Below are 26,088 nucleotides of genomic sequence, written 5' to 3'. Positions count from 1 at the left end.
AGCATGGCGGTATCCACCTGTTGTTTTTGTTGTTGAGCAGCGATTACAGCAGCTTGGTCAAGGCCTCACAAACGAATGGCGAATGCGTGGCTGGTACTTTTTTAACCCATGTGTGAAAGTCAAAAAAGTATCAGTGCCGAGCGAAACCGGGGGTAGCGCACTGATTGCCGGTGCGCGTATTTTGGCGTTATCCAACGCATAAGAGGCATCACCATGCCCGTCAGCCGCGCCCAATTGTTCGAACACCGCCCCGCCGAACTCGAAGTGATCCTGCCCGAGCCGGACCACTGCTTTCGCTGGTTCGAACATGACTACCCCTATGATCTGGCGCGCTGGAACCACCATCCGGAATTTGAGATTCACCTGATCCGCCAAGGCAGCGGCAAGTTGGTGGCGGGCGACTATATCGGTGCGTTCAGCGCCGGGCATGTGGCGCTGATCGGCCCGGACCTGCCCCACGACTGGATTGGCGACCTCGCCCCCGGCGAATACCTGAACGGCCGCGACGTGGTGCTGCAATTCGACGGCGCCGCCCTGCTCGCCCTGCGCAAAACCCTGCCGGAACTCGGCGACTTGCAGCCGCTGTTCGAACAGGCCCGACGCGGCCTGGAATTCACGGGCGAGACCGCTGTGCAGGCAGCCGGGTTGATGGAAGCCATCGGCAACGCCCATGGCCTGCAGCGGTTGATCCTGTTTCTGCAACTGCTCGACACGCTTAACAATGCACCGCAAGCCCAGGTAAAGGCGCTGGCCAGCCCCTGCTACGCGCCCACCCTGGATGCGCGCAGCGCCGAGCGCATCAACAAAGCCTTCGATTACCTGATGCGCGAGCTGACCGGCGACTTGCGCCTGTCAGTCATCGCCCAGCAACTGCAGATGAGCGAGCCGGGCTTCTCACGCTTCTTCAAGCGCAACACTGGCCACGGCTTTATCGACCTGATGCGCAAGTTTCGTGTGCAACGCGCCTGCCGCCTGTTGCTGCAAAGCGACATGTCGGTGGCAGACATCTGCTTTGAAGTGGGCTACGCCAACCTGTCCAACTTCAACCGGCACTTTCGCATCGAGATGCACCAGACGCCGAGCGAGTATCGGCGCGAGACCGCGATGCATTTATTCAACCGCAGCGAGAAATTGACACCCAGCCAATTTTGACCAAAAGGTCGACTAATCCCTGTTTTTTCCATACTGCTCAACCCTTTGAGCAAAGTTGGTACGCCACGTGCAAACGTTTGCGGAACGAACTTGGCCACCAGGTTCGTCACTACCCGCAGAAACGGGTTCAAACCGCGTAAGAATAGGGATTTTCAATGCACCTCACCTCAAGGCGTCCCGCTTGTTTTGGTGTTTCCTTGCTACTGGCCGCCGTTACGGGAGTACTCAGCGCACCCATTTTGGCGCAGCAAAAACCCGTGGATGACTCAGCACAGGGCGAAACCCTCAGCCCTGAAACCAAAAGCCCGGACGCCAGCCCGACAAAAAAAGGCGTGTATATGTCGGACTGGTTCAACCAGGACCTGACCCTGATCGGCAGCAAAGACATCAGCTTCGGCCCCAAGCCGCAGGATGATGTGTACCTGGAATATGAATACTTCGGCCGCAAAGGCCCTTTCGAGCTGTATGGCTACATAGACGTGCCGAAAATCCTCGGCATCGGTAACAGTAATGACAAGGGCGCGTGGGACCATGGCTCGCCGGTATTTATGGAGCATGAGCCGCGTATCTCCATCGACTACCTGGCCGGCCGCAGCCTGGCCATCGGCCCGTTCAAGGAATGGTATGTAGCCTTTGACTGGATCTACGACCACGGCAGCAACAAGTCCAACCGCGCCAACACCCTGTACAGCGGCCTGGGCACCGACATCGACACCCATTCGCGGGTCAACCTGTCGGCCAACTTCTATGGGCGCTACCAGTGGGAAAACTACGGCGCGAGCAACGAATACTCGTGGGACGGCTATCGTGCGCAAATGAAATACATCGTGCCTATCAGCAGTTTCGATAACGGCGCATCGCTGACCTACATCGGCTTTACCAACTACGATTTCGGCTCGGATTTGCACAAGGACAACCCGGCGCGCACCGCCAACTCATTAGTGGCCACCAACGTGCTGCTGTACTCGTTTACCCACTTGCGCTTCACCCTGGTCGGCCGTTACTTCCACAACGGCGGCAACTGGGAGGATGGCAGCGAGCTGAATTTTGGCGAGGGTAACTTCCGCGCCCGCTCGGATGGCTGGGGCTACTACGCCGGTGTCGGTTACCAATTCTGATCAAGGAGCTTTAGATGAACATGCTTACCCGTCTCTCGATGGCCATCGGCCTGGCCTTTTTGCCCCACGTGGTGCTGGCGGATGCTCCGGCGCCGATCAAACCCAAAGTGATGCTGATCACCATGTTCGCCCCCGAGGCGCAAACCTGGATCGACCGCCTGGAACTCAAGCAGGAGGTCCGCGTACCAGGCCTGTCAGCCGAATACCCGGTGATCCGCTGCAACACCCAGGACGTGTGCCTGCTGGTGACCGGCATGGGCCAGACCAACGCCGCCGCGTCCACGCTGGCCCTGGCGTTGTCGCCCAAGTTCGACCTGCGCCAGAGCTACTTCCTGATTGCCGGGATCGCCGGCATCAGCCCTAAACACGGGACCATCGGCACCGCAGCCTGGGCGCATTACCTGGTGGAGTTCGGCACCCAGTGGGAGCTGGATTCGCGCGATGCGCCCAAGGATTGGCCAACCGGTTACATCGGCATCAACACCAAAGGCCCCAACGAAAAACCCCCGTTGGACTACAAGACCGAAGTATTCGAGCTGAACCCCAAGTTGCAGGCCAAGGCGTTTGCCCTGTCGCAAAAGGTTGAGCTGAGCGAAAGCAAGGAATCCAGCGCCTGGCGTAAACACTACCCGGCCGCGCCGGCCAACCAGCCGCCGCAAGTCACGCGTTGCGACACACTGGCAGGCAACACCTGGTTCTCCGGCACACGCCTGAGCGAACGCGCCGAAGTCTGGACCAAATTGCTCACCGATAACAAAGGCGAGTACTGCACCACCCAGCAGGAAGACAACTCCACCTATGAAGCCTTGCTGCGCGCCAGCCGTGAAGGGTTGGTGGATATTCAGCGCTTGGCCGTGGTGCGCGCCGGCTCCGATTTCGATCGGCCGTATCCGGGTTACAGCGAAGTGGACAACCTGCTGAAGTATGCGGACCAGGGCGGGTTTGTACCGGCGCTGGAGAACCTGTACCGCACGGGCAATCCGTTGGTACAGGCGATCCTGAAGAACTGGTCGGCGTGGGAAAAAGGCGTCCCCGAAGCCTAGTAAAAATCAAAATGTGGGAGCTGGCTTGTCAGCTCCCACACTTTTAAGTCACGGGGTGGGCTACATTCAGCGCCTTGTCGACCAGCAGCTGCACACCTTCCAGCATTCGGCAGATACCCAGCGCGACATTGCGTTGCGAACCCTCGATTTCAAATGCCAGGTGGTTGGCGATATCACTGATGGAAGCCAGATCCTGGGAAGCATTGACCAGCAAGGTTTCCGTGCCCAAGTCTGCGCGCACGGTGAAGATGCCTTCGCTGGGTTCAGGAATGGGTTTGCCGGGGTTGAGATAGTGGTTGATCGCACGGTAGGCGACTTCGTGCAGGGTGCTGGTGTCGTAGTCTTGATGGGCTGGGGGGTTGGGGGTGTCTTTGATCATGGTGGAATCCTTCGGGAGTGGAGCCGCCACGTTTCGCGGTCAAGCGAAATAGGGTGGCAGCTATACGCGGGTTGACCGACCGGTCCCAAAGTAGCCCGGCATACCCTAAGGTATCCCGCGTACAGCTGCCGCGACACGATACAGCAGGCGTAAAAAAAACGCCTGATTCGATGCGGTACAGATGCACTTGGGAGTCGGACGGTCAAATCCGGCCGCTGAATTGGCAGCGACGGCAGTGAGGTTAGTCAGCCCGCTTCCGAGCGACAACCTGAAACCTTTGTGGGAAACGTCCGATCAACCGAGAAGCCTGAAACCTTGTGGAGATCCAAATGTGGGAGCGGGCTTGCTCGCGAAAGCAGTGGATCAGCTAATACATCTGGCGACTGACACACCGCATTCGCGAGCAAGCCCGCTCCCACAATTTTTAACCGAGTTAAGGCAGGAAGATAATCTTGTCCGCGCTGCCCTTGTTCACTTCCTCATAGCACTGCACCCCATCCGCCAACGCCACCTCACGCAACCCTGTCGGCAACGGCAGCGAACCCTCATCAAAAAACCGCCCAAACTGCTCCAACATCACCGCGCACTGCTCGCAGTTGTAGAGCAACGAATTGATGCCCAGCACCGAACCGCCCTTGCGGTACAACGCCAGGGCCGGCAGTTGCACATGCCCATCGGCCGGCGCGGCGATGATCGCGATGCGGCCAAACGGGGCCAACCCTGCGACAGCCGCCGGCAGCCAGAAACCGGTGGTGTCGAAGATCACATCGGCACCGCCCTTGAATACCGCATTCACCTGCCCGCCCAAGGCGTCCGGCTGGCCCAGGGCAATCGCGTCGAAGCCCTGCGCCTGCAACGTCTCGACCTGATCCGCCTTGCGCACCGCCGCCAACACCTGCGCACCGCGAATTTTCGCCAGCGCCAACGCCGCGCTGCCTACCGCACCATTGGCGCCAATCACCAGCAGCCGCGTGCCTTTGCCAACACCGCTGCGCTCCAGCGCATCCCAGGCGGTGGTGTATGGCACGCCGAGGCTGGCGGCCTGGGCAAAGCTCAGGTGCGTCGGTTTGTGTGCCACGCCCTTCGCCGACACCGTGAGGTATTGCGCGTGGGAGCCGTCGGCAAAAAAACCGAGGTCACGGCCGGTGCCCCACACTGCCTGGCCAACCAACTCCTGCGGGCCTTCCACCACCACACCGGCAAAGTCGCGGCCGGGAATACGCGGCAACGTTGTATAGGGAAAACGCCCAAGCACATTTTTAACATCGCTGGGGTTCAGGCCTGCAGCCTTGATCTGCACCAACACTTCACCCGCAGCCGGCACCGGTTTGGCGACGTCGACAACACTCAGGGCGGCAAGGTCGCCGGTGGCGGAAAATTGCAGTGCTTTCATAACCAACATCCCTTCAAATAAAAGAAAAAATCAGGACAACCAACCGCTGACCAGCTCACGCCCCATGGGCCAGAGCTTTTCACCAAGCAACATGCCCATCAGCCCCACAAGGGCAATGGCGGGCGGCGCGGGCGAGCGAAAGTCCAGGGCGCCGTAGATCACGCCGACAAACAGGCCGATGGCGAGGGAAATGAGGTAGTTCATAGGGTTTACGCCGGGTGGGTTGATGCGCCCAGTTTAGTGAGCCCAATCCCGAAGCATCGGCCAAGTACTTCAGGATTTCGGCCAAAGCCTCAACCGACGTATTGCGACGGCGCCACACCGAGTTCACGGCGGAACATGTCGCTGAAGCTGCTGGGCGAATAGCCCAACGAGCGGGCAATGCCGCTCACCGACTGGCCCTGGATCAGCTCCGCCACCGCCGTGGCGAGTTGCACCTGACGGCGCCATTCGGCAAAGCCCATGCCGACGTGGTTCTGGAACAACCGCGCCAGGGTGCGCACGCTGGCGCCCGCCGCTTCGGCGTGTTGCTCAAAGGGGATCGCCAGCGAGGGCGCCGCCATCACCGCCTGGCAGGCATTGATCAACCGACGATCGGCCTCCAGCGGCATGGCAATGCGGATCTGCGAGCGGCGCGCGCGTTGCAGCTCCAACAACGCCAGGCCGACCACGGCGTCGTAATAGGCTGTGTCACCGTTATCGCCTTGATCAACCAGGGTGACGATCAGCTCACGCAGCAGCCCACCGACTTCAATCACTTGCACCTGGCTGTCCAGTGTCGCCGCCAACGCCGGGCGCAGGTAGATGTTGCGCATCTGCAGGTCCGAGACCACACGAATGCCGTGTTCCACACCCGGAGGCAGCCACACGGCGCGTTGCGGCGGAACGACCAACGCTTCGCGCGGTGTTTCAACCCACATCACCCCGCTCATGGCGTAGAGCAACTGGCCCCAGTCGTGGCTGTGTGGCTCCACATACAACCCACGCGGATAGGTGCGCGCCAGCGGTTGCACGGGGACAGCATGATCAGTGAGGTCGGGAGGCGCGGCCAGGGCCATGAAAAACCCATCAATCAAGGGTGAGCGGCCATGGTAATGACCGCTGCCCGATAAGCCGAGGGATTTTTAGCCTTTTGCGGACTTGGCGCACTCGCAACCGGTCGACGAGTCACACGGTTCGCCATGCGCATGGTGCTCGGCGCAGCCTTGGCAGCAATAACCCTTGCCGTCTTTCATCACCGCATTGGTGCCCAGTAAGCAATTGCAATGTGGGCACGCACAGTTTTCATCAGCCATGTTCAGACTCCTTTTGCATGGTCGTCCAGGTGCAACGGGCGCTGCACCTTAAGCAGTGACTACCGGCAAGGTTTCAAGGTTCACCGCCGTTAATCGGCCAGGCGGCTGTTGCTGCGGTACATGAACACCAGCGCCAGCGCCAACAGCAGCATCGCTACGATACGGCTGCCCGACAGCTCGATGGCCGGGTTGCCCAGCCAGCCGAAGTTATCGATCAGCATGCCCATGCCCAACTGCCCGACGATCACCGCCACCGTGGCCACCGCCGTACCCACCACGGGCACCGCGCCGACCATGACCATCATGTACACCACCCCGAACAGGGCGCCGGTCAACTGCCATTTGGGCACGTCCAGCAAGCTCACGGCCTGTGCGGGTTCGAAGAAGAAAATCAACAGTGCCGTGGTGATTGCGCCCACCGCAAAGGTCAGCAAACTGCTGCGCAATACGCCTACCGTCTGGCCCAGGCGGCCGTTGATCGCGGCTTGCACACTCAGCACCGCACCGGCGGCAATCACCAGTAGCAATAACAGAATCAGATTCATCGCCTTAACCTCGTGCAATCAGAACAAGTGCCGCCACAATCAACGCCAGGGCAATCCAGCGCTCGCCATTGACCCGTTTACGCGCGGTGCCGAACCAGCCGAAATGGTCGATGAGCACGCTCTTGCCGACCTGGCCCGACAGAATCGCGATCATGGTCATGGCGATGCCGATATGCGGCGTGGCCAAAGTCAGCACCACCACGTACATCGGCCCCAAAAAGCCGCCGATCAACTGCCAGCGCGGCAAGTCGGTGAGTGCCGGGCCTTTTTGCGGGCCGCTGAACAACAGCAGCAAAAACAGAATCGCCGTACCGACGCCAAAGATGCTCAACGTCGCCCACAAATGCCCGACCTGTGCACCCAATGGCCCGAGCAAGCCGGCCTCAACCGACAGGCCCATGCCCGCCAGAATCACCAGCGGCAGCAAGAGCAAGCGCAAAAGGTTTTTTTTCGGCCTGGCCTGCGCCACGCCCTCGATGGAACTTGCCTGCATACATCACCTGCGCGTCAAGAAAGGAAACATGGCGCGCATTATCCGGTGGCCGTCTTGTGCGATAAATGGGAGCATGCAAATAACACCTTTGCGCATTGCGCACAGCACGGAGCCACGATGCAGGGTTTGAATGAACTGAGTTTCAAGGCATTGCGCCTGTTTGTAGCCGTGCTGGACCACGGCAGCTTTTCTGAAGTGGCGCGCCGTGAAGGACTGGCGCCCTCCTCCATCTCGCGGCAAATCCAATTGATGGAACAGGCGCTCGGCCAGCAGTTGCTCTACCGCCACACACGAGCGGTCAGCCCCACCGAAGCCGGGCGGCTGCTGGGGCGCCATGCACGCTTGATGCTGGAACAGTTGGAGGCCGCCGGCCAAGCCCTGCAGGAGCAGGAAAGCGAACCCAGCGGGCTGGTGCGCATCAATGCGCCGATGGTGTTTGGCCAGCGTCACCTGTCACCGTGGCTGGGCGAATTGTGCCGCCGCTACCCCAAGCTGCAACTGGATATCCAGCAAACCGACACCTACGTCGACCCATTGCAAGACGGCACCGACCTGCTGTTTCGCATCGGTGTGCTTAACGACTCCAGCATGCAGGCACGCATCTTCGCGCCCCAGCGTTTTCGCCTCGCCGCCAGCCCGGCGTACCTGGCCCGATATGGCACGCCGCGTCATCCCGATGAGCTGGCCAACCATCAATGCCTGGCCTACAAAGGCATCACCGGCCAGCAACGCTGGTTCTTCCGTCGCGGCCAGGGCGACTGGACGCCGTACAGCGTCAAAGGCCCCATCACCGGCAACCACGCCGACACCCTCACCCACGCGGCGGAGCAAGGCCTGGGGCTGGTGGTGTTTCCTTCCTGGCTGATCGGCGAAGGCTTGCGTGCCGGCACCTTGCAGGCGGTACTCACGGAATACGACGTGGCGACCACGCTGGAGCCGCAGCAGATTGCCGCGCTATGGCCAGGCAGCCGACGGCTGTCGCTGAAGGTGCGCACGGTGATTGACTATTTTGTGGAGTGTTTTGGGGCGGTGCCGTATTGGGATCGGTGAAGCTCCTCCTTCCCACTGGAAAAAGCATTGGAAGGTAAAAATTCCTCGTGGGAAAAGTAGGCTCGTTCTGATTTTTCGGGCCACTATTTTCAGCCACCGTATGCCAGGCCAGACTCAGGCTACTTCCGCACAGGAGAGATGCCATGAATGCGCAGCGCCACGTCATAACGGATCCATTAGACCCAGCGAAAGCTCACGTCTCCAAGCGGGCTCATCAGGCCAGTACCGGCCAAATAATCATTATCACCAAGAACGGATGTGCGCTTGCCCAGCGCATAACGGCTGGGCAATACCGGAGGCAAAGAACTGGCTTAATGAAAGGCAAACTGACTGTCCCGGACGACTTAGATGCGCCCTTGCCTGACGAGATGCTAGATACCTTCCAGAAGGGTTTGATCTGAAACGCTGATCAAAACAACCACTGCCCAATCAACCACGCATTCGCCCCACTGATCAGCGCAAACAGAAACCACGCCAGTAACCGCGTGGGCAAGCGGTTAACGAAGGGCCCCATCAGTTGCTTGTCGTCAGTCATGCGGATCAGCGGGTACAACGCGAATGGCAGCTGCAGGCTGAGCACCACCTGGCTCAGAATCAGCAGTTTGCCGATGGCATCGTCGCCCATCAGCCAGACGCCGAGGAACGCCGGGATCAGCGCCAGCCCGCGCGTGATCAGGCGCCGCTGCCAGCACGGGATGCGCAGGTTGAGGTAACCCTCCATGATCACCTGCCCGGCGATGGTGCCGGTAAAGGTCGAGCTCTGCCCCGAAGCCAACAAGGCGATGCCGAACAGGATGCTGGCGAAGGCGCCACCCACCAAGGGGTCGAGCAGGTGATAGGCGTCCTGGATTTCGACCACCTCGGTGTGGCCGGTCTTGTAGAACGCGGCGGCGGCCAGCACCAGGATCGCGGCGTTGACCAGCAATGCCAGCGCCAGGGAACCGATGGTGTCGATACGCGCCAGCTTGACCGCGTCCTGTTTGCTGGCGAGGTCTTTGCCAATCAGGCGGGTCTGCACAATGGAGGTGTGCAGGTAGAGGTTATGCGGCATCACCGTGGCGCCGAGAATGCCGATGGCCAGGTACAACGGCGCGGCGTCGCTGATGGCCGCCAGTGACGGAGTAAAGCCACTGAGTACGTCCGGCCAGTAAGGTTTGATCAGCACCAATTCGATAAAGAAACACACGCCAATGGTTGCCACCAGCGCCAGCATGATCGCTTCCAGGCGCCGGAACCCGCGGTTTTGCAGGGCCAGGATCAATAGTGTGTCGAAGGCAGTAATGACGATGCCGGTGGTCAGCGACACACCTAGAAGCAAGTGAAAGGCCAGAGCGCAGCCGAGTACTTCAGCAAGGTCGGTGGCGATAATCGAGATTTCCGCCAACACCCACTGCGTGCGCGCGGAGCGTTTGCTGTAGCGCTCCCGGCACAGTTGCGCGAGGTCTTTGCCGGTGGCGATACCCAGGCGCGAACACAGGCACTGCACCGCCATCCCGGCCAGGCTGGCCAGCAGCACCACGAATAACAGGCTGTAGCCGTAACGTGAACCGGCCTCGATGGCCGTGGCCCAATTGCCGGGGTCCATGTAGCCGATGGAGATCAGCAGGCCGGGGCCGGCGAACATCAGCGCCCGTTTGAAAAACGAGGCCTTGGGGTCGACGATAACGGAGCCGGCCACTTCCGGCGGGCAGAACGGGGCAGTGGCGATTTTCGGCAGGCTGAATTTCACGCGGTATCCCAGGCAAACACACAAGTCAGAGCCGCAGCTTATCAGTCCGACGCGACCGTGCGCATCACCGTTTCCCGGGGCAAGTCGAACGCTTCGACGACTTGCACCACCAGGTCCATCTCCTGATTCAGTGCCTCGCGCTCCATGCGCTGGCGAATCACGCCAATCACCAACACCGCCAAGGTGGTGATCGAATAGGCCGGGCCGGAAAACGCACGCACGCCTGTTACCAGCAACATCGCCGCCGCCAGCGCCTGGCCCACCACCGGAATCGCCGTGGCCGCGCCGCGCCGCAGCATAAACCCGGTAAGCCCCGCCAACGCCGTGCCGCTCAGGGCGGTGGTGGCTGAACGGCCGATATCGATGCGATTGAACAGGCCCTGCTCTTTTTGCGCGGCCGCCTTCAGCTCAGCGTCGAAGGCCTGGCGGTCGGCGCGACTGAGTTTGTCCTTGTACTGCTCAATGAGTTTTTCCGCGACCTGTGCCTCGATGTCCGCCAGCACCACGGTTTCAAGCGGCCCATCGAACTTGATGCCCAGCCGCTGTGCGACATCTTCGGCGATCTGGCGATAACTCACGCCATGGCCACGGGCGAGGTTCATAAAGCTGTCACCGCCCATGCGTTGCAGTTCGATGGCCAGTTTCAGCGGTTCACGCACGTCGGCGTCGATCGAGGCACTGCGTTTTTGTGCCATCAACTCAGCCAGAAACTTAAGCTCCTCCGGGCGTGCCTGCACCAAGGCCGGAAACAGTTCTGCGTCCTCCTCGGCAAAACGCACTTCGCTGCTACGCAGGTCGGCGCGGATCAGGCCACGCCGTTCCTGCAGCAGGTCGGTGTACTGCACCACCGTTTTCAGCTGCGGCCAGTAGGCGGCGTGGTCGAAGGTGGCCAGGTGCACGTTGGTGACCTTGGCCTTGAGCGCGGGGGTGACGTCGATCGCATACCGGCCGATGCAGCGCTCGGTGTCCGGCTTGATCGCAAGCGCCCAGTCCTTGCTGGAGTAGCAGTTGATCACGCGGCCCTTGAGCGGTGCCGTCACTTCATCCCAGGGGCTGGACGTACTGATGGCGCCGCCCATCAGCAACACATTATTGAGCGGCAACTGGCGGGCGACCTCGGGGCTGGCCAGCAGGCTCTTGACCAGGATACGCGCGCCGAGGGAATGCCCGATCAGGTTGATGCGCCGCACCGGCAGCGCTTCGCCGTGCAGGTAATGGGCAAGCTCAGGCAATAACGTCTTGGCCACTTCATCGACACGCGCCTCGACACTTTTGTAATGGTCGAGAAAGTAGGCAATTGCACGGCCCACACCCACGGTTGCCGCGCCCAGCCCGCCACCGCCCAGCAACGCGGTGATCACATCCTTGACCGGTGCAAACAGGTTTTCCAGAAAATGCCCCGCCGGCCAGAACAGCATCAGGTTGGTCGAACCTTCGATGCTTGCCAGTTGTTGCGTGAAGTTGCCCAGTTGCTGGCGGTTGAAGAAGGCCGAGTAACCGTGAACATAGAGATTGAGCACATCCCCTTGAGGCTCGCCGCACAACAGGAACGTGGGCTTGCGGGTGCGGTGCATTTCATCCCACTGGTGCTGCATGGGCCGGTGACTCCTGGTGACGGTGGGCGGCGATAGTAACAAAGCAGAGCCGCCTGCAAGGTGAATCCTGACCAGCGTGTGAGTTTTTCAGAACAACGACACGGCCTTGGACTTGGCCAGGTAGCGCGCCGGGGAATCGCCCAGGTGCCGGCGAAACATTGCGGTGAAGGCGCTGGGGCTGCTGAAGCCCAATGCGAACGCGACCTCGGTGATCGAGGCGCCATGGCTGAGCTGCGCAGTCGCCTCCAGCAGGCAGACTTGCTGGCGCCAGGCCACGAAGGTCATGCCGGTGCTGTCCTGGAAATGACGGGTAAAGGTCCGCCGACTCATGCTCGACCAATCCGCCATTTGATCCAGAGACACGGTTTGCGCAGGCGCGTCCAGAAAGCGCTGGCAAGCCCGCGCCAAGCGCGGTTCGGAGGGCAACGGCGCACTCAGGGGCAGGGCCGGCAGCGTACCGATTTCGTCGATCAATAGCGTCAATACGCAGTGCCGCCGCACCTCGGACGTTGCCGATGCCCCGCACGTCAACGCCGCTTCCAAAAGATGCCTGAGCAACGGCGAGACCTCGAACACCTGGCAGTGCCCCTGCAACCCTGCGCGCTCGGCCGCTTGCGCATCGAGGTAGGTATTGAGCATCACCACATCGCCGCGCATGTGCATTTCATGGGCAATGCCACCGGGCACCCAGACGGCCCGCTGCGGCGGCACCACCCAGTTGCCCAGGTCGGTGAACATTCTTAACGCGCCGGTGGAGGCATAGGCAAACTGGCCACGCGGGTGCGTATGCCTGGCGAACACGCTGCCGGACGGGTATTCACGCAGGGTCACAAGCGCTTCGGGGTCGTTGTCGTCAAAGGTCGGAATCATGGCCCGATCTTGTCAAAGTATGACCTGACATAGCAAGCGGGCCATCAGCCCGCACTCTAGCATCCACCCCTTTGAAGCTACCGGTTCGAAGGAACATCCATGCACAAGAAACACCTGGCACTTGCCCTGTTGGTCACGCTGGCCTGGGGGCTGAATTTCCCCATCACCAAGCTGGGCCTGCGGGCCATCGACCCGTTTGTACTCACCGGCCTGCGCTTTGCCCTCGCCGCCTTGCCGTGGGTGCTCTTCATCAAGCGCCCCGCCGTGCCATTCGGTTATGTGGCGGCCTATGGCGTGATCTTCGGCTTGGGTATGTGGGGGGTGATCAACTATGGCATCCAGCTTGGGGTGAGCCCGGGGATTGCCTCCTTGCTTATCCAGCTCAGCGTGTTTTTCAGCCTCGGTTGGGGCTGTGTGTTGTTCAAGGAGAACATTCGCGGCGCGCAGTGGGCCGGGGCTTTTTTGGCCTTGATTGGATTAGCCGGGATCATCGCCAACCAGCAAGGCGAACACGCCGTACTCGGCGTGCTGATGATTGTGTTCAGCGCACTGGCGTGGAGCATCGGCAACGTCATCATCAAGACGTCGGGGGTCAAAGAAATCTTTTCCTTCATGGTGTGGGCCAGCCTGTTTCCGCCAATACCGTTGTTCCTGATGGCCTGGTGGGTACACGGCGACGCGGCATTTGTAAGCCTGCCCGCCAACCTCGACCTCACGGCCGTGTGGTCGCTGCTGTTTCAGGTGTACCTGGCCACGCACTTTGCCTACTGGGGCTGGAATTCATTGCTCAAGGCGTACCCGGTTTCCACGGTAGCGCCGCTGTCGCTGCTGATTCCGGTGTTCGGCATTGCCAGTTCGATGTTGATACTGGGCGAGCGCGTTGGCACCGCCAATCTGGTTTTTATCGGCGTGATTATCATCGGCCTGGCAGTCGGGCTGTATCGCAGACCGAGTGTTCACCGGGCTGATCTTAGTGAGCGAAGTTGTCGATCTTGACCTGGCCATCCGGGAAGGTCGCGATGATCTCCAGCTCGCCGCCCATCGCCCGGATATAGTCCCGCAGCGTGCTGATGTACATGTCGGTACGCCGCTCCATCTTGGAAACCGCCGCCTGATTGATATTCAACGCCTTGGCCAGGCTTTCCTGGCTCAGCTGTTGGGCCTTGCGCAACTCATGCAAAGGCATTTCCTTGAGGTGCTGGCGGAACAGTTGCTCGGCCTCGGCACGCGACTCCGGGGTCATGCGCGCTTGAAGTTCAGCGAATTTTTTAGCCATGGTTACGGGCCTCTTTACGCAATGTTTGCAAATGGATGTCGTACACATTTTCGGCCAGGGGCACATGCACCTCGTACCACCTGGAGTCGGCGGCTTTATCGCCTCCGATCAGCAGGACAGCGCAGCGCCTGGGATCAAATGCATACAACACTCGATAAGGCCGGCCGGCATGCTTGACCCGCAGTTCCCGCAGGTTGCCATGCCGGGAACCCTTGATATCACTGGTGTGGGGGAAGCCCAGCCCAGGCCCGAAAAGCCCCAGCAGATCAACGCTGGCGGACACAGAGACTTGCTCCTTTGCGCCCAGCTCATCCCACCATTCTGCGAATTCATCCGTGTATTCAATGTCCCAGTCCATGCGAATATGCCACCTAAGGAATATAAACTCAAGGGCATACTTTAGATTCAGAAAAGGCTGTATTGCCAGCCGGGTTCCAGGCGAAATTGTTTGTACATCCTTCTGACCAGACGCAGGACAACAAACCCGTCACCTGCGCAAAAGATCGAATAGCGTTAAGAAATATTTCCCAAAAAAACCGCCCTTTCGGGCGGTTAAAAATACTCGGCTTTGATCAGAAACCGAGGGAGAAGCTGATAGTCATCGCATGGTCCTTATCGTTGCGCGACAGCTGGCCGGAATAGCCCAGACCCAACTTGCCGTTCTGACTGATCTGGTAGTCCAGGCCCGCCTCCACCACCGCGCTGTCCTTGGCGATCGGTACACCTTGAGTGCTGAACGATGCACCGCCGTTGACAAAGCTCAGGTCGACATCCGGCTGGGTGTCGCCAAAGGCATGACGCCAGCCGATGCTGCCCCGTGGGGTGATTTTCGAGCCGTTGCCCAGGGTGATGGTCTGGCCGATGCGTACGCCCAGGGTCGAGAAGGTCACGTCCTGATCGGCATCGCCGCGCAGGGCCGCCGAGCCGCCTTTTTCCTTAAGGGTGTCGCTGTCGTAGTTGACGTAAGCCAGGCCGGCGAACGGTTCTACCACCACCTTGCCGGTTTCAATGGTGTAGCCCACTTCACCGAACACTTGTGCGCTGCGTGCCTTGTAGTCGGCTTTGAGGCGTTGGCCCACGCCGCCTACGGCCACATCGCGTTTGCTTTCGATGTCGTGCCAGCTGTACGCCACGCCCAGGCGAGCGGCGAAGGCTTCCTGCTGGTACGCGGTGTAGGCCATCAAGTGGTAGCTGTCGACGTCGGCGCTGGAGCTGCGGCGCTTGGCGTCCAGGTCGCTGCGGGTGTAGCCGGCGGCCACACCGACGCGCCAGGCGTCATCCACTTGCTTGTCGGTGCCGAGCAGGAAGCCACCGAGGTTGCGGTCCAGCTTGGCGGTGTTGCTGTCGCCGCCCATATGGCCCCAGGTGCCCAGCACGCGCATCCAGCCGACCATCTCGCCGTGGCAACCGGCGCTGCTCAGGCGGTTTTCGCTTGGCGCGAGGCTGTTGCGTGGGTCGTCTTCGCGGTAGCAGCCGGGCTGGCGCAGGCGCTCGTTGACGGCGTCACGCACGTAACGCGAATCTTCGAGCAGGGCGCTGGCGGTGCTGGCGTGAATCTCCCCGGACAAGCTGTCGAAGGCGGCACGCGCCCCGGCGGCATCGGCGTTGAGCAGCGCGTTCTGCACCGCTGCACCGCCCACCGCAGCACCGCTGTCCAGCGCGGCGGCCACGCCACGTTGGTTACCGGTAGCAGCCACGCTGGCGTAGCTGACGTTGTTGCGGCTGACCGCCAGCGCCACTTGAGTCGGGCTGTAGTTCAAAGCGGTATTGAGGAACGCCAGGTTCTCCAGGTTGGTGGTGCCGAAGGTGCCGTTCACCGCGCCCGCCGTGAGCAGCGTGTAGGTGGCCGGGCCGGCGTACGGCGCAAGGTTGACCACATTCAAGGTGCCGCCCAGGTTCGCCGTACCGCCGACGGCCAGGGAGCCGGTCGACGATGGGGTGATGAGCAGGTTCAACGCACCGGTACTGCCATTAGTGAAGTTACCGGCCACCGTCAGCTTACCGTTATCAGGTGTGACGCTGCCGTTGTTGACCAGCGCGCCGACGCTGCCGTTGCCGGTCAGGCCTGCACCGTTGGCGACGCTCACCTGCCCACCGAACACCGCGCCTGGGTTGGCTGCGTTGCCGACTTGCAGCACGCCTTCGTCCACCGCCACGGTGCCGCTGAACGGCTGATTGCCGGTCAGCAACAACGCGCCTGCGCCTTGTTTGGTGATGTTGCCGGTTCCGCTCAATACGCCATTAAAGGTGCCGTTAGTGCGTTGGACAAACAGCAGCCGCGCATTGTTGAGGAAGCGACCCTGCAAGCTCAGCGCGTTACCGGCCAACGTACCGCCACTGACGGTGGTGCCGCCGGTGTAGGTGTTGGCGCCGGTCAACAGCAAGGTGCCGGCGTCAAGTTTGTTGATCGCCCCGGCACCCACGATTGGCGCGGCCACTTCGGTAGTCACACCCGAATTGACACGCACCACTGCGGTACCGGTTGGCGACAAGGTCCCACCCGCGCCTGCCGTCAACGTGTAGCCAGGGTCAAGGAATTGCAGGCCAGTGAAGCCCTGATTGCCGACCACCGTGACCGTACCGCCCTGCCCGCCGAACACGGCAAACTGGTTGTTCGACACCTCGCCCTGGGTGCCGGTTGGATCGGTCCAGTTGGTGCCTGGGCCCCAGGTGCCGCTACCGCCGGTGATGGTGCCATCCGGGTTGGTGGTGCCGCCGTTCCAGAACTGGATTTGCCCCGGCGTGGTCTGCACCAGCAGGTTCAGTTGGTTGGCCAGCGACGTTTGCAGGCTCAGGTTGCCAAGGCCGACCGGCAGCGAGCCGAGGGTCAGGCCGTTGTCGGTCAAGGCGCCGCCGTAGCGGAACAGTTGATAAACGCCGAGGCTAAAGCCACCGGCATCGGTGACGTTGAGCGTACCGTCGAGGGTCAGATTGCCCGCCACATTCACCGCGGTGGTGGATGCTCCAGGCGCGCCGAGGGTGAAGTCCAGGGCGGTACCCGACGACAACGCCAGCGCACCCACCGACAGTGGCGTTGCCGCCCCGGCCTTGAGGGTCGAACCATCAGCCATTGTCACAGCACCGCCCAGGTTGCCGCTGCCACCAAGGGTTGCGCCAGTGGCCACCTGCACCGCTGCACTGTTCAAGTTGCCATTGACCAGCAGGCTGCCGGCGTTGACGTTGGTGTGGCCGGTGAAGGTGTTGTTGCCGGTCAACAGCAACGCGCCGGTGCCGGTTTTATTCAGCACGCCTGCACCGGTAAGGTTACCGGTGTAGGTGCCATCGGTACCCTGCTCGAAGGTCAGGGCCGCGTTGTTGGCAATCGCGCCTTGCAAGCTGTTGGTGTTGCCGGTGGTGGTGCCGCCGCTAAGGGTGGTGCCGCCGCTGTAGGTGTTGGCGCCGGTCAACAGCAGCGCACCGTTGCCGTTTTTCACCAGGCTGCCGCTGCCGCTGACCACGCCGTTAAGCGCCAGCGCATTGCTGCCGGCCAGGGTCAACGGCCCACTCAGACTGATGGCGTTGGCCAGTTGCAGGTCGGTGCTGCCATCCAGCGCCGCAACGCCGCCGACGGTGAGCGCGCCGCTGCCCAATGCGGCGTTATTGCCCAGGGTCAGTTGCCCGGCGTTCAGGCCGGTGCCGCCGCTGTAGGTGTTGGCGCCGTTGAGGGTCAGGGTTGCCGCGCCTTTTTTCAGCAGGCGGCCATTGCCGCTGAGACTACCGTTAAGCGTCAGCGCATTGCTGCCGCCGATGGCCAGTGCGCCGTTAAGTACCGCAGCGTTGCCGAGTGTAACGGCCGCGTTGCTGTCCAGGGTGGTGCCGTCGGCCGACGTCAGTTCTCCGCTGCCCAGTGCGCTGTTATTGCCGACCACCAGCGTGCCGCCATTGAGCGCAGTGCCGCCGGTGTAGGTGTTGGTGCCGTTAAGCACCAAGGTGCCCGTGTCGAGTTTGGCCAGGGTGCCGGCGCCGCCGAGGGTGACGCCCAGGGTTGCGGTGGCGTTCGGGTCGACACGGATCGCCGTGTTGCCGGTACCGCCATTCACCAGGTTGAGCTCGCCCGCCGTACCGGAGGCCAGGTTGTAGCCATCGGTGACGAACTGCAGGCCGGTGAGGTTTTGCGTGCCCTCCACGCTCACGTTACCCCCCGGGCCCTGGAACACTGCAAAGCTGTTGTTCCAGTTCTGGTTGAAGGTGCCATCAACGTTGGTCCAGTTAGTGGTGCCAGGGCCCCAGATGCCGTTGCCGCCGTCGATGGCGCCGTTGCCGATCAAGTTGGCGCCGTCCCAGAACTGCACGGTGGTGTTGGGCGCGGTGACCAGCAGGTTGACCTTGTTGCTGATGACCGTCTGCACTTGCACATCGCCCGGCATCACACTGCCCGGCAAGGTGCCGAAGGCCAGGTCGTTATTGGTGAGTGCCCCGCCATAGTTGATGATGTTGTAGACGCCGCTGCCAAAGCCGCCGACATCAGTGACATTGAGCTTACCGCCCAAGGTCAGATCGCCGCCGACATTCAGCAGCCCGCTGCCACCGCCCATCACCGGCACACCGAGGCCGACGTCCAGGTTGGCATTACTGCCCAGCACCAACGAGCCCACCGACAGCGTGCTGCCGGTGGTCAGGCCGATATGCCCGTCATCGGCCACGGTTACCGCGCCCGCCAGCGAGCCGGCGCCGGCCAGCGTCGCGCCGGTATTGACCACCACCGTGCCGCTGGCCAATGAGCCGCTGACATTCAAGGTGCCGCCATTGACGTTGGCCGCGCCGCTGATGCCATTGACGCCGCTCAGGTTGAGCACGCCGCTGCCGTTTTTATCCAGGTTACCGGCACCGATAAGCGTGCCTGCGAAGGTGTTGTCGAGGTTGCTGCCACCCACCGCCAGCGTGCTGCCGCCCGCCACCTGAATCGCGCCGTTACCGGCCAAGGTATTGAGGCTGGCGTTGCCGCCCAGATTGAGGCTGGCACCGCCGCCGACATTGGCGCCGGAGGTGTTGCCCAAGGCCGCGTTGCCTGTGGTCGTCACACTACCGCCAAGTACATTGACAGGGCCGGAGAAGGTGTTATTGCCGCTGAGCCGCAAGTCTGCCGCGCCATTTTTGATCAGCGCCGCATTGCCCGCCAGCACACCGGCCAGGGTCAGGTTGTTGTTACCGGCCACGCTGAGGTCGGCATTCAGGTTGACGGCGTTGGCCAATACCAGCGGCACGCTGTTATCCAACGTGCTTGCGCCAGTGACGGTCAAGGCGCCCGTACCCAAGCCTGTGGCATTGCCGACAGTCAGCGTACCGGCCGCAAGCGTGGTGCCGCCGCTGTAGGTATTGGCGCCGTTGAGGGTCAGGTTGGCGTTGCCGTTCTTGATCAGCGCTGCGCTGCCATCAACCACACCGCCAAGCGCCAGGTCGTTGCTGCCAACCACGGTCAGCGCAGCATTGAGCGTGGTGTTATTGGCCTGCGCCACTGCGGCACTGGTATCCAGCGTCGCTGCGCCGTTGACGGCCAGGCTGCCGGTGCCAAGTGCCGAACCATTGCCCAGTACCAAGCCACCTGCGTTCAACTGCGTACCGCCGAGGTAAGCATTGTTGCCGTTGAGTGTCAGGTTGCCCGCCCCACTTTTAGCCAGGCTGCCAGCCCCGGTGACCAACCCATCAAGGGTCAGGTCGGCGCTGCCGAGAATGCCTAGGTTGCCCGCCAGGTTCACGGCATTTTCCAGGGTGACTGCACTGCTGGTATCGAGCGTGGTGCCTGCCGCCGCATTCAGCGCGCCGGTGCCCAGCGCAGTGTTAGAGGCCAGGATCAACCCGCCGGCGTTCAATGCCGTCGGCCCTGCATAGGTGTTGTTGCCACTCAAGGTCAGGCTGGCGATGCCGTTCTTGATCAGGCTGCCGGTGCCGGCCACGGTGCCGGCCAAAGTCAGTGCGTTGCTGCCGCCGACGGTCAGCGTACCGTTGACGTTCACATCATTGGCCAGGCTGACAGCGGCATTGCTGTCCAGGGTGGTGCCATCGGCGGTGGTCAATACACCGCTGCCCAACGCACTGTTATTGCCGACCACCAACGTACCGCCATTGAGTGCGGTGCCGCCGGTGTAGGTGTTGGCGCTATTGAGTATCAGGGTACCGGCGTCCAGCTTGGCCAGGGTGCCGCCGCCATTGAGGGCGACGCCCAGGGTGGCGGTGGCATTCGGGTCAACGCGCACGGCGGTGTTGCCACCGGTGCCATTGAACAAGGTCAAGGCCCCCGCCGTGCCGCCGACCACGTTGTAGCCGTCGGTGACGAATTGCAGGCCGGTAATCGCTTGGGTGCCGTCCACGGTGACGGTACCCGCCGTGCCCTGGAAGACCGCAAAGCTGTTTGGCGCCCAGGCGGTGTTGAACGAACCGTTAACGCCTGTCCAGGTGGTGGCGGCGGTTGTCCAGGTACCGCTGCCGCCCTCGATGCTGCCGTTACCGGTGGTTTGGCTACCGTCCCAGAACTGCACAGTGGTATTGCCGTTGACCAGCAGGTTGATCTGGTTGCCGATCACTGTTTGCGGGTCCAGGTCGCTGGCCGGGATATTCACCGGCAGGCTGCCCAGTTGCAGGCCGTTATTGGTCAGGCCGCCGGTGTAGTCGATCAACCGGTAAATGCCGGGGCCGAAGCCACCGATATCGCTGACATTCAGCGTGCCGTCCAGGGTCAGGTTACCGCCCACATGAATCAGCGCCGTGCCGCCGGTAGACGGGGCGCCGAGCCCGGCATCGAGGTTGGAGTTGGTATTGAGTACCAAGGAACCGACCGTCAGGGTGTTGCCCGAGTTGACCGCCAGGTGGCCGCCATCGGCAATGTTGACTGCGCCCACCAGGGTGCCGGTGCCGCCGAGGGTGGCGCCATTGGCCACGTTCACATTGGTACTGGCCAGCGCGCCGTTGACCAGCAGGCTGCCGGCGTTGACCTGGGTGTCACCGGTCAACACGCTGAGGCCGCCGAGGGTCAAGGCACCGCTGCCGATTTTGTTGAGACCGCCCAACCCGGCGAGTACGCCACCGAACGTGCTGTCGAGGTTATTGCTGCCGACACTCAAGGTGCTGCCGGTGCCGACAACGGCCACGCCGTTGCCGGTGAGTTCACCCAGGCTGGCCGAGCCACCCAAGTTCAATTGTGTACCGCTGCCCAGGTTGACCCCGGCGCCTGCGCCCAGCGCGTCGTTACCGAGCGTGCTAAGGCTGCCCGATTGCACGTCGAAAAGACCGGAGAAGGTGTTGTTACCAGTCAGGGTCAGGTCGCCCGTGCCGGTTTTGATCAGATTGGCGCTGCCCCCCACCCCACCCGCCAGCGTCAGGTTGTTATTCAGGCTGCCCACCGTCAGGTTGGCGTTGATGTTGACCGCATTGGCCAGCACCAGAGGTGTGCCATTGTTAAGGTTGGCCGCGCCGCCCACCGTCAAGGCGCCCGTCCCGAGCGCTGTCGCAGTGCCCAGGGTCAAGGTACCCGCATTGAGTGTCGTGCCGCCGCTGTAGGCATTGAGGCCATTGAGGGCCAGGTTGGCCGCGCCATTCTTGACCAGCGCACCGGTGCCGGTGAGCAGGCCGCCCAGGGTCAGGTCATTGTTGCCAGCCACCGTCAAGCCAGCGTTCAGTACAGCACTATTGCCGATGCTCAGCGCGCCGCTGTTATCCAGCGTCGATGCGCCACTGACCGTCAGATTACCCAGGCCCAGCGCGAGGTTGTTGCCCAGAGTCAGGGTGCCCGCGTTCAGCGTCATGCCGCCCAGGTAGGTATTGGCGCCATTGAGGATCAGGTTGGCTGCGCCGTTTTTACTCAGGCTGCCAGCACCATTGATTGCACCGCCCAAGGTCAGGTCAGCCGTGCCGCCGATACCCAGGTTACCTGCCAGGTTGATCGCGTTATTGGCAGTGACCGCCGTGCTGGCATCCAGTGTCGTGCCGCCAGCCGCATTCAACACGCCAGTGCCCAAGGCATTATTAGCAGCCAGGATCAGCCCGCCTGCATTCAGGGCTACCGGCCCGAGGAAAGTGTTACTCGCACCCAGGGTCAAAGTGGCCGCGCCGTTTTTGATCAGGCCACCAACGCCGCTGATCCCGCCATTAAGGGTCAGCGCGTTGCTGCCCGCGACAGTCGTGTCGCCGTTCAAGAGCAGCGTGTTGCCCAGGGTGATGGCAGCATTGCTGTCTAGTGTCGTCCCGGCCGCCGTGGTCAACAGGCCGCCGCCCAGTGCGGTGTTGCTGCCGACGATAAGCCTGCCGCCATTGAGCAAGGTGCCACCGGTATAGGTGTTGGCGCCGTTGAGCACCAGGGTGCCGGTGTCGAGTTTGTTCAGGGTGCCGGCGCCATCGATATTGACCCCGACGGTCGCGGTTGCGCCCGGATCTACACGCATCGAGACATTGCCACTGCCGCCATTGATGGCCGTCAATTGCCCGCCTGCACCGCTGACCAGGTTGTAGCCGTCGCTGACAAACTGCAGGCCGGTAAAGGCTTGCGGTCCTTGCACGGCGACCGTACCGGCAGCCCCGGTGAACACCGCAAAGCCACTGGCCCAAGGTGAGTTGGTCAGGCCATCGGCGGACGTCCAGTTAGTGCCGCCGGCAGTCCAGGTGCCAGTGCCGCCATCCACCACGCCGTTGGCGATAGCTTGGCTGCCGTCCCAGAAGCGGATATTGGGCGCCGCCACCACCAGGTTGACCTGGTTGCCGACCGAGGTTTGTACCAGCAGATCGCCGAGGCCATAACCCACGGGAACACCGGCTACGGTCAGACCACCGGTCAGGCCGCCGGTGTAGTTGATCAGGCGATACGTGCCCGCGCCAAAACCACCGGCATCGGTGACGTTCAGGTTGCCGGCGAGCGCCACGTTACCGCCGACATTGAGCAAGGAAGTCAGGGATGGCGCACCGAGGGCAACATCCAGGTTGCCACCCGCGACCATGTTCAGCGCACCGGCCGACAACGTATTGCCGCTGCTCAACGCCAGATGGCCGCCATTGTTGACATTCAACGCGCCCAGCAGCGAGCCGGTACCGGTCAGCGTACCGCCGTTGTTGACGTTGACCTGGGCACTGGCCAGGGAACCACTGAGGTTCAAGGTGCCTGCATTGATCGCCGTGTTGCCAGTGACGCCATTGATGCCGGTAAGGTTGAGGGTGCCGGTGCCGACCTTGATCAGCCCGCCAGTACCACTCACATCACCATCAAACGTACTGGTGGTGTTGACCCCGCCAACGGTCAAGGTGTTGGCGCCACTGAGTTGCACGCTACCGCTGCCGCTCAAGCCGGCCAGGCTGACGTCGGCGGCCAGGTTGACCCCCGGCGCCCGCACTCACGTTCACCCCGGCAGTGCTGCCCAGGGCATTGGCATTGACCAGCGTCAAGCTGCCGGAGACCACGTCCACGGCGCCGGTGAAGGTGTTGTTGCCGGCCAGGGTCAGGTCGGACAAGCCATTTTTGATCAGGTTGCCGGCGCCGCTGACCACCCCGTTCAGGCTCAGGTCGTTGTTGCCGGCGACGGTGAGGTCGGCGTTCAGCGCAATCGCATTGCCGATACCAAAGGACGCGCTGTTGTCCAGGGTCGCCGCACCGCCGACAGTCAAGGCACCGCTGCCCAGGCCATTGGCGTTGCCCAGGGTCAAGGCCCCGGCATTGAGGGTGGTGCCGCCGCTGAAGGTGTTGATGCCGTTGAGAGTCAGGTTGCCCAGGCCACTTTTGGTCAGCGGCCCTGCCCCGCTGAGTACACCCGCCAGGATCAGGTTATTGGTACCGCCCACGGTCAACCCGGCGTTGAGCACTACGTTGTTGCCCAGGCTGAGTGCCCCGTTGCTGTCCAACGTCGACGCGCCGCCAACGGTCAAGTTACCCAGACCCAGGGCTGAGTTGGAGCCGGCCGTCAGGGTGCCAGCATTGAGCGTGGTGCCGCCGAGGAAGTTGTTGGTGCCGTTGAGCACCAGATTGGCGGCGCCGTTTTTAGTCAGGCTGCCAGCGCCATTGAGCGTACCGGCCAGCGTCAGGTCGGCGGTGCCGCCGATGCCCAGGTTGCCGGCCAGGTTGAGCGCGTTGGTCAACGTGGCGGCCGTGTTGGCATCCAGCGAAGTCCCGCCTGCCGCATTCAAGGTCCCGGCGCCCAACGCGCCGCTCGCCCCCACCACCAGCTTGCCAGTGTTCAACGCCGTGGTGCCCAGATAGGTGTTCGCGTGGTTGAGCACCAGGTCGCCCGCGCCGTTCTTGATCAGGCCGCCGAGGCCTGCCACCGTGCCGCCCAGGGTCAGTGCATCCACACCGGCGATGGTCAGATTGCCGCCCAGATTGATGTTATTGCCCAGGCTCACCGCTGCACCACTTTGCAAGGTGGTGCCGGCCGCTGCGTTCAAGGCGCCGGTGCCGATTGCCGTGTCGGAGCCGACCACCAGCGTCCCTGTGTTCAGCGCAGTGGGGCCGGTGTAAGTATTGGTGCCATTGAGCGTCAGGCTGCCGGCGCCACTCTGGGTAAGCCCACCGCTGCCGCTAATGGCGCCGTTCAGGCTCAGCGTACCGGCCACATCGGTCGTCAGGTTGTCGTTAAGGGTGAACGTGTTGGCAAGGCTGACTGTGCCAGGCGCCTGCAACGTCGATGCGGCCGTGACGGTGACAGCGCCGCTGCTCAGCGCCAGGTCATTGCCCAACTGCACCGAACCGCCGGACAGCGTGGTGGCGCCGGTGTAGGTATTGGCGGTATTGAGGATCAGTTGACCGGTGCCCGCCTTGTTCAAGCCGCCGGTGCCCGAGAGCACGCCGCCCAGGGTCAGCCCGGTATTGGCGCCCTGGACGGTCAAGCCGCCGGTGCCCAGCGTGAGCAAGTTAGCCAGCGTCAGGTCATTGGCCGTTGCTTCGATAATCCCGCCATTGGCGGTGATTGCCCCAGTACCGAACGTCGCACTGTTATCGAACTGCGAAATGCCGCCATTGAGCGTGGTGCTGCCGCTGACCAACGGCCCCTGCAGCGTCCAGGTGCCGCCATTGATGGTCAGGTTGTTGAAGTTGATATAAGTGGCGCTGGACGCCGTGCCGGTGCCGCTGCTGCCAACACCGCCGGGGTTTTTCAGGATCAAGGTATTACTGCCGTTTGCGCCGCCATCCACCTGGCCGGTGGGGGCAAACGTCAGGTTCACGCCCACCAGGCCGCCGAGGCTCAGGCCGATACCGCCGCCAGAGGACACGCTCGACCCGGTCACCGCCGTAAAGGTGTTGGTACTGCTTGCCCCCATCGACACACCGCCGGAAATGATCCCGCTGTTGACGAAGGTGTTGCCCAAAGTGGAGGCCTCGAACGCAACCCGCCCGGTGAGCGTGCCACTGTTGGTCATATTGACCTGGCCGCCACCTTGCACGGCGACCACTGGCGTGTCAGAGGCAAACAAAGAAAGCCCCAGCAAGGCGTTGGAGCCGAGGGTGCCGGCGTTGGTGAGGGTGGTGGTGCCACCGACGCCATTGGTGACGTTCAGCGCCGCGCCCGCCAATGAAGTCAGGTTGAGCCCCAGCAATGCGCCGGTGCCGCGGATGATCCCGGTGGCCGTGTTGGTGAAATTCACCGTACTGGCCGCGGTATTCCCCATCACCACACCACCGCTGAGCACGGAAACAAGCCCGAGCAGCGCCGGGTCGATGGTGCCGGAGTTGTTCAATGTGGTGTTGTTACCGGTCAGGTTCAACGCAATGCCGCCCAGTGTCGCATTGAGCTGCGCGCCCGGGTTGACGTTGACCGTCAGGTTATTCACCGCACTCGAAAAGGTGTTCAGAAACAGCGGTAACGAGGGCACCCCCGTGCACGTCACCGTGGCACCCGCCGTGGGGCTTGCGGGCGAGCAGGCCGCCATCGCTGCGGGGCTTGCAAGCCCCATCACCAGCCCCGCTACGCCGAGGCGAATCGCGAGCGAAAGCGCAGAAATACGAGGTGCAACGGCAGTAGCAAGTCTTCTATCCACGCTCAACTCCTTGTGGTTCAAGCCTTTCATCCATGAGTGCGTAGAAGCTCAACCTTATTGACCCACACGCATCGAATTCGAGATACCTGACCGTGGTGACAACTGATCCAATTTGTCGAAACGGTAGTAGACCTACAGAAAAGTCATTGAATTAAATGGTATTAATACTTTCGTAAGCGCCCCGTAAGAATGGGATTACAG

At 62.0% G+C, this 26,088-nt stretch carries 20 protein-coding genes; 6 read left to right on the top strand and 14 right to left on the bottom strand.

The window, feature by feature from the left end; translation table 11 throughout:
* Window positions 1-213 precede the first annotated feature (213 nt).
* The 3 genes from QF043_RS11175 to QF043_RS11165 all read left to right on the top strand — a co-directional run bounded on the left by QF043_RS11175 (window position 214) and on the right by QF043_RS11165 (window position 3,313).
* Complete coding sequence (locus tag QF043_RS11175) at window positions 214-1,152, top strand: AraC family transcriptional regulator (RefSeq protein WP_307418513.1); 939 nt, start codon at window positions 214-216, stop codon at window positions 1,150-1,152.
* 155 nt (window positions 1,153-1,307) lie between these two features.
* A complete protein-coding gene (locus QF043_RS11170) occupies window positions 1,308-2,270 on the top strand; it encodes a nucleoside-specific channel-forming protein Tsx (RefSeq protein WP_307418512.1) in 963 nt (320 codons plus the stop codon).
* A gap of 14 nt (window positions 2,271-2,284) precedes the next feature.
* Complete coding sequence (locus QF043_RS11165; protein ID WP_307418511.1) at window positions 2,285-3,313, top strand: purine nucleoside permease; 1,029 nt, start codon at window positions 2,285-2,287, stop codon at window positions 3,311-3,313.
* 43 nt (window positions 3,314-3,356) lie between these two features.
* Here QF043_RS11165 and QF043_RS11160 read toward each other — a convergent pair whose 3' ends face one another.
* The 7 genes from QF043_RS11160 to QF043_RS11130 form a co-directional block, all read right to left on the bottom strand.
* Complete coding sequence (locus tag QF043_RS11160; RefSeq protein WP_307418510.1) at window positions 3,357-3,692, bottom strand: DUF6124 family protein; 336 nt, start codon at window positions 3,690-3,692, stop codon at window positions 3,357-3,359.
* A 433-nt stretch (window positions 3,693-4,125) separates the two neighbouring features.
* Window positions 4,126-5,085: a zinc-binding alcohol dehydrogenase family protein gene (locus QF043_RS11155; RefSeq protein WP_307418509.1), complete on the bottom strand. Its 960-nt coding sequence runs from the start codon at window positions 5,083-5,085 to the stop codon at window positions 4,126-4,128.
* 30 nt (window positions 5,086-5,115) lie between these two features.
* Entirely contained in the window at window positions 5,116-5,289 is a 174-nt protein-coding gene (locus QF043_RS11150; RefSeq protein WP_074854484.1) for a DUF1427 family protein, read from the bottom strand.
* A gap of 89 nt (window positions 5,290-5,378) precedes the next feature.
* Window positions 5,379-6,143 (bottom strand): helix-turn-helix transcriptional regulator, encoded by a 765-nt coding sequence (locus tag QF043_RS11145; protein ID WP_307421362.1) that lies wholly within the window; start codon window positions 6,141-6,143, stop codon window positions 5,379-5,381.
* A 66-nt stretch (window positions 6,144-6,209) separates the two neighbouring features.
* Window positions 6,210-6,380, bottom strand: coding sequence for a metallothionein (locus tag QF043_RS11140; protein WP_307418508.1), 171 nt, complete (start codon window positions 6,378-6,380; stop codon window positions 6,210-6,212).
* Window positions 6,381-6,469: 89 nt separating this feature from the next.
* Complete coding sequence (locus tag QF043_RS11135; protein WP_305453864.1) at window positions 6,470-6,925, bottom strand: DMT family transporter; 456 nt, start codon at window positions 6,923-6,925, stop codon at window positions 6,470-6,472.
* Window positions 6,926-6,929: 4 nt separating this feature from the next.
* Window positions 6,930-7,418 carry a DMT family transporter gene (locus tag QF043_RS11130; protein ID WP_065932109.1) on the bottom strand — a complete coding sequence of 163 codons (489 nt, stop codon included), beginning with the start codon at window positions 7,416-7,418 and terminating at the stop codon, window positions 6,930-6,932.
* 117 nt (window positions 7,419-7,535) lie between these two features.
* On the opposite strand from QF043_RS11130, the gene QF043_RS11125 reads away from it, so the two are divergent.
* On the top strand, window positions 7,536-8,468 hold the full coding sequence (locus QF043_RS11125; protein ID WP_056859392.1) for a LysR family transcriptional regulator: 933 nt from the start codon (window positions 7,536-7,538) through the stop codon (window positions 8,466-8,468).
* A 143-nt stretch (window positions 8,469-8,611) separates the two neighbouring features.
* Complete coding sequence (locus QF043_RS11120) at window positions 8,612-8,869, top strand: type II toxin-antitoxin system Phd/YefM family antitoxin (protein ID WP_307418507.1); 258 nt, start codon at window positions 8,612-8,614, stop codon at window positions 8,867-8,869.
* 8 nt (window positions 8,870-8,877) lie between these two features.
* On the opposite strand, the gene QF043_RS11115 is transcribed toward QF043_RS11120, so the two are convergent.
* The 3 genes from QF043_RS11115 to QF043_RS11105 all read right to left on the bottom strand — a co-directional run bounded on the left by QF043_RS11115 (window position 8,878) and on the right by QF043_RS11105 (window position 12,662).
* Window positions 8,878-10,197 (bottom strand): Nramp family divalent metal transporter, encoded by a 1,320-nt coding sequence (locus tag QF043_RS11115; protein WP_017139624.1) that lies wholly within the window; start codon window positions 10,195-10,197, stop codon window positions 8,878-8,880.
* Window positions 10,198-10,238: 41 nt separating this feature from the next.
* The gene (locus QF043_RS11110) at window positions 10,239-11,792 is read right to left on the bottom strand and encodes a DUF726 domain-containing protein (protein ID WP_307418506.1); all 1,554 of its coding nucleotides are present in this window, start codon (window positions 11,790-11,792) and stop codon (window positions 10,239-10,241) included.
* Window positions 11,793-11,879: 87 nt separating this feature from the next.
* Entirely contained in the window at window positions 11,880-12,662 is a 783-nt protein-coding gene (locus QF043_RS11105; RefSeq protein WP_307418505.1) for a helix-turn-helix domain-containing protein, read from the bottom strand.
* A 99-nt stretch (window positions 12,663-12,761) separates the two neighbouring features.
* On the opposite strand from QF043_RS11105, the gene QF043_RS11100 reads away from it, so the two are divergent.
* Window positions 12,762-13,658 carry an EamA family transporter gene (locus QF043_RS11100; RefSeq protein ID WP_307418504.1) on the top strand — a complete coding sequence of 299 codons (897 nt, stop codon included), beginning with the start codon at window positions 12,762-12,764 and terminating at the stop codon, window positions 13,656-13,658.
* Here QF043_RS11100 and QF043_RS11095 read toward each other — a convergent pair.
* The 4 genes from QF043_RS11095 to QF043_RS11080 form a co-directional block, all read right to left on the bottom strand.
* Window positions 13,633-13,938, bottom strand: coding sequence for an XRE family transcriptional regulator (locus QF043_RS11095; RefSeq protein ID WP_200433691.1), 306 nt, complete (start codon window positions 13,936-13,938; stop codon window positions 13,633-13,635). The genes QF043_RS11100 and QF043_RS11095 overlap by 26 nt on opposite strands.
* The gene (locus QF043_RS11090) at window positions 13,931-14,296 is read right to left on the bottom strand and encodes a type II toxin-antitoxin system RelE/ParE family toxin (protein WP_307418503.1); all 366 of its coding nucleotides are present in this window, start codon (window positions 14,294-14,296) and stop codon (window positions 13,931-13,933) included. Before QF043_RS11090 ends, QF043_RS11095 begins: the two co-directional genes overlap by 8 nt.
* A gap of 214 nt (window positions 14,297-14,510) precedes the next feature.
* Window positions 14,511-23,252: an autotransporter-associated beta strand repeat-containing protein gene (locus QF043_RS11085; RefSeq protein ID WP_307418502.1), complete on the bottom strand. Its 8,742-nt coding sequence runs from the start codon at window positions 23,250-23,252 to the stop codon at window positions 14,511-14,513.
* Window positions 23,188-25,887: an autotransporter-associated beta strand repeat-containing protein gene (locus QF043_RS11080; protein WP_307418501.1), complete on the bottom strand. Its 2,700-nt coding sequence runs from the start codon at window positions 25,885-25,887 to the stop codon at window positions 23,188-23,190. The genes QF043_RS11085 and QF043_RS11080 overlap by 65 nt, the downstream gene beginning before the upstream one ends.
* Between the last annotated feature and the right edge of the window lie 201 nt (window positions 25,888-26,088).

This window comes from Pseudomonas sp. W3I7, assembly GCF_030816095.1.
Classification (GTDB): domain Bacteria; phylum Pseudomonadota; class Gammaproteobacteria; order Pseudomonadales; family Pseudomonadaceae; genus Aquipseudomonas; species Aquipseudomonas salomonii.
This window is presented reverse-complemented; position numbering and strand designations above follow the sequence as displayed.

Excerpts from the sequence above, each read along its gene's own strand:
- QF043_RS11100 (WP_307418504.1), top strand. The coding sequence starts at position 12,762 with ATGCACAAGAAACACCTGGCACTTGCCCTGTTGGTCACGCTGGCCTGG.
- QF043_RS11170 (WP_307418512.1), top strand. The coding sequence starts at position 1,308 with ATGCACCTCACCTCAAGGCGTCCCGCTTGTTTTGGTGTTTCCTTGCTA.
- QF043_RS11150 (WP_074854484.1), bottom strand. The coding sequence starts at position 5,289 with ATGAACTACCTCATTTCCCTCGCCATCGGCCTGTTTGTCGGCGTGATC.
- QF043_RS11160 (WP_307418510.1), bottom strand. The coding sequence starts at position 3,692 with ATGATCAAAGACACCCCCAACCCCCCAGCCCATCAAGACTACGACACC.
- QF043_RS11105 (WP_307418505.1), bottom strand. The coding sequence starts at position 12,662 with ATGATTCCGACCTTTGACGACAACGACCCCGAAGCGCTTGTGACCCTG.
- QF043_RS11110 (WP_307418506.1), bottom strand. The coding sequence starts at position 11,792 with ATGCAGCACCAGTGGGATGAAATGCACCGCACCCGCAAGCCCACGTTC.
- QF043_RS11120 (WP_307418507.1), top strand. The coding sequence starts at position 8,612 with ATGAATGCGCAGCGCCACGTCATAACGGATCCATTAGACCCAGCGAAA.
- QF043_RS11130 (WP_065932109.1), bottom strand. The coding sequence starts at position 7,418 with ATGCAGGCAAGTTCCATCGAGGGCGTGGCGCAGGCCAGGCCGAAAAAA.
- QF043_RS11135 (WP_305453864.1), bottom strand. The coding sequence starts at position 6,925 with ATGAATCTGATTCTGTTATTGCTACTGGTGATTGCCGCCGGTGCGGTG.
- QF043_RS11155 (WP_307418509.1), bottom strand. The coding sequence starts at position 5,085 with ATGAAAGCACTGCAATTTTCCGCCACCGGCGACCTTGCCGCCCTGAGT.
- QF043_RS11175 (WP_307418513.1), top strand. The coding sequence starts at position 214 with ATGCCCGTCAGCCGCGCCCAATTGTTCGAACACCGCCCCGCCGAACTC.
- QF043_RS11095 (WP_200433691.1), bottom strand. The coding sequence starts at position 13,938 with ATGGCTAAAAAATTCGCTGAACTTCAAGCGCGCATGACCCCGGAGTCG.
- QF043_RS11165 (WP_307418511.1), top strand. The coding sequence starts at position 2,285 with ATGAACATGCTTACCCGTCTCTCGATGGCCATCGGCCTGGCCTTTTTG.
- QF043_RS11090 (WP_307418503.1), bottom strand. The coding sequence starts at position 14,296 with ATGGACTGGGACATTGAATACACGGATGAATTCGCAGAATGGTGGGAT.
- QF043_RS11140 (WP_307418508.1), bottom strand. The coding sequence starts at position 6,380 with ATGGCTGATGAAAACTGTGCGTGCCCACATTGCAATTGCTTACTGGGC.
- QF043_RS11145 (WP_307421362.1), bottom strand. The coding sequence starts at position 6,143 with ATGGCCCTGGCCGCGCCTCCCGACCTCACTGATCATGCTGTCCCCGTG.
- QF043_RS11125 (WP_056859392.1), top strand. The coding sequence starts at position 7,536 with ATGCAGGGTTTGAATGAACTGAGTTTCAAGGCATTGCGCCTGTTTGTA.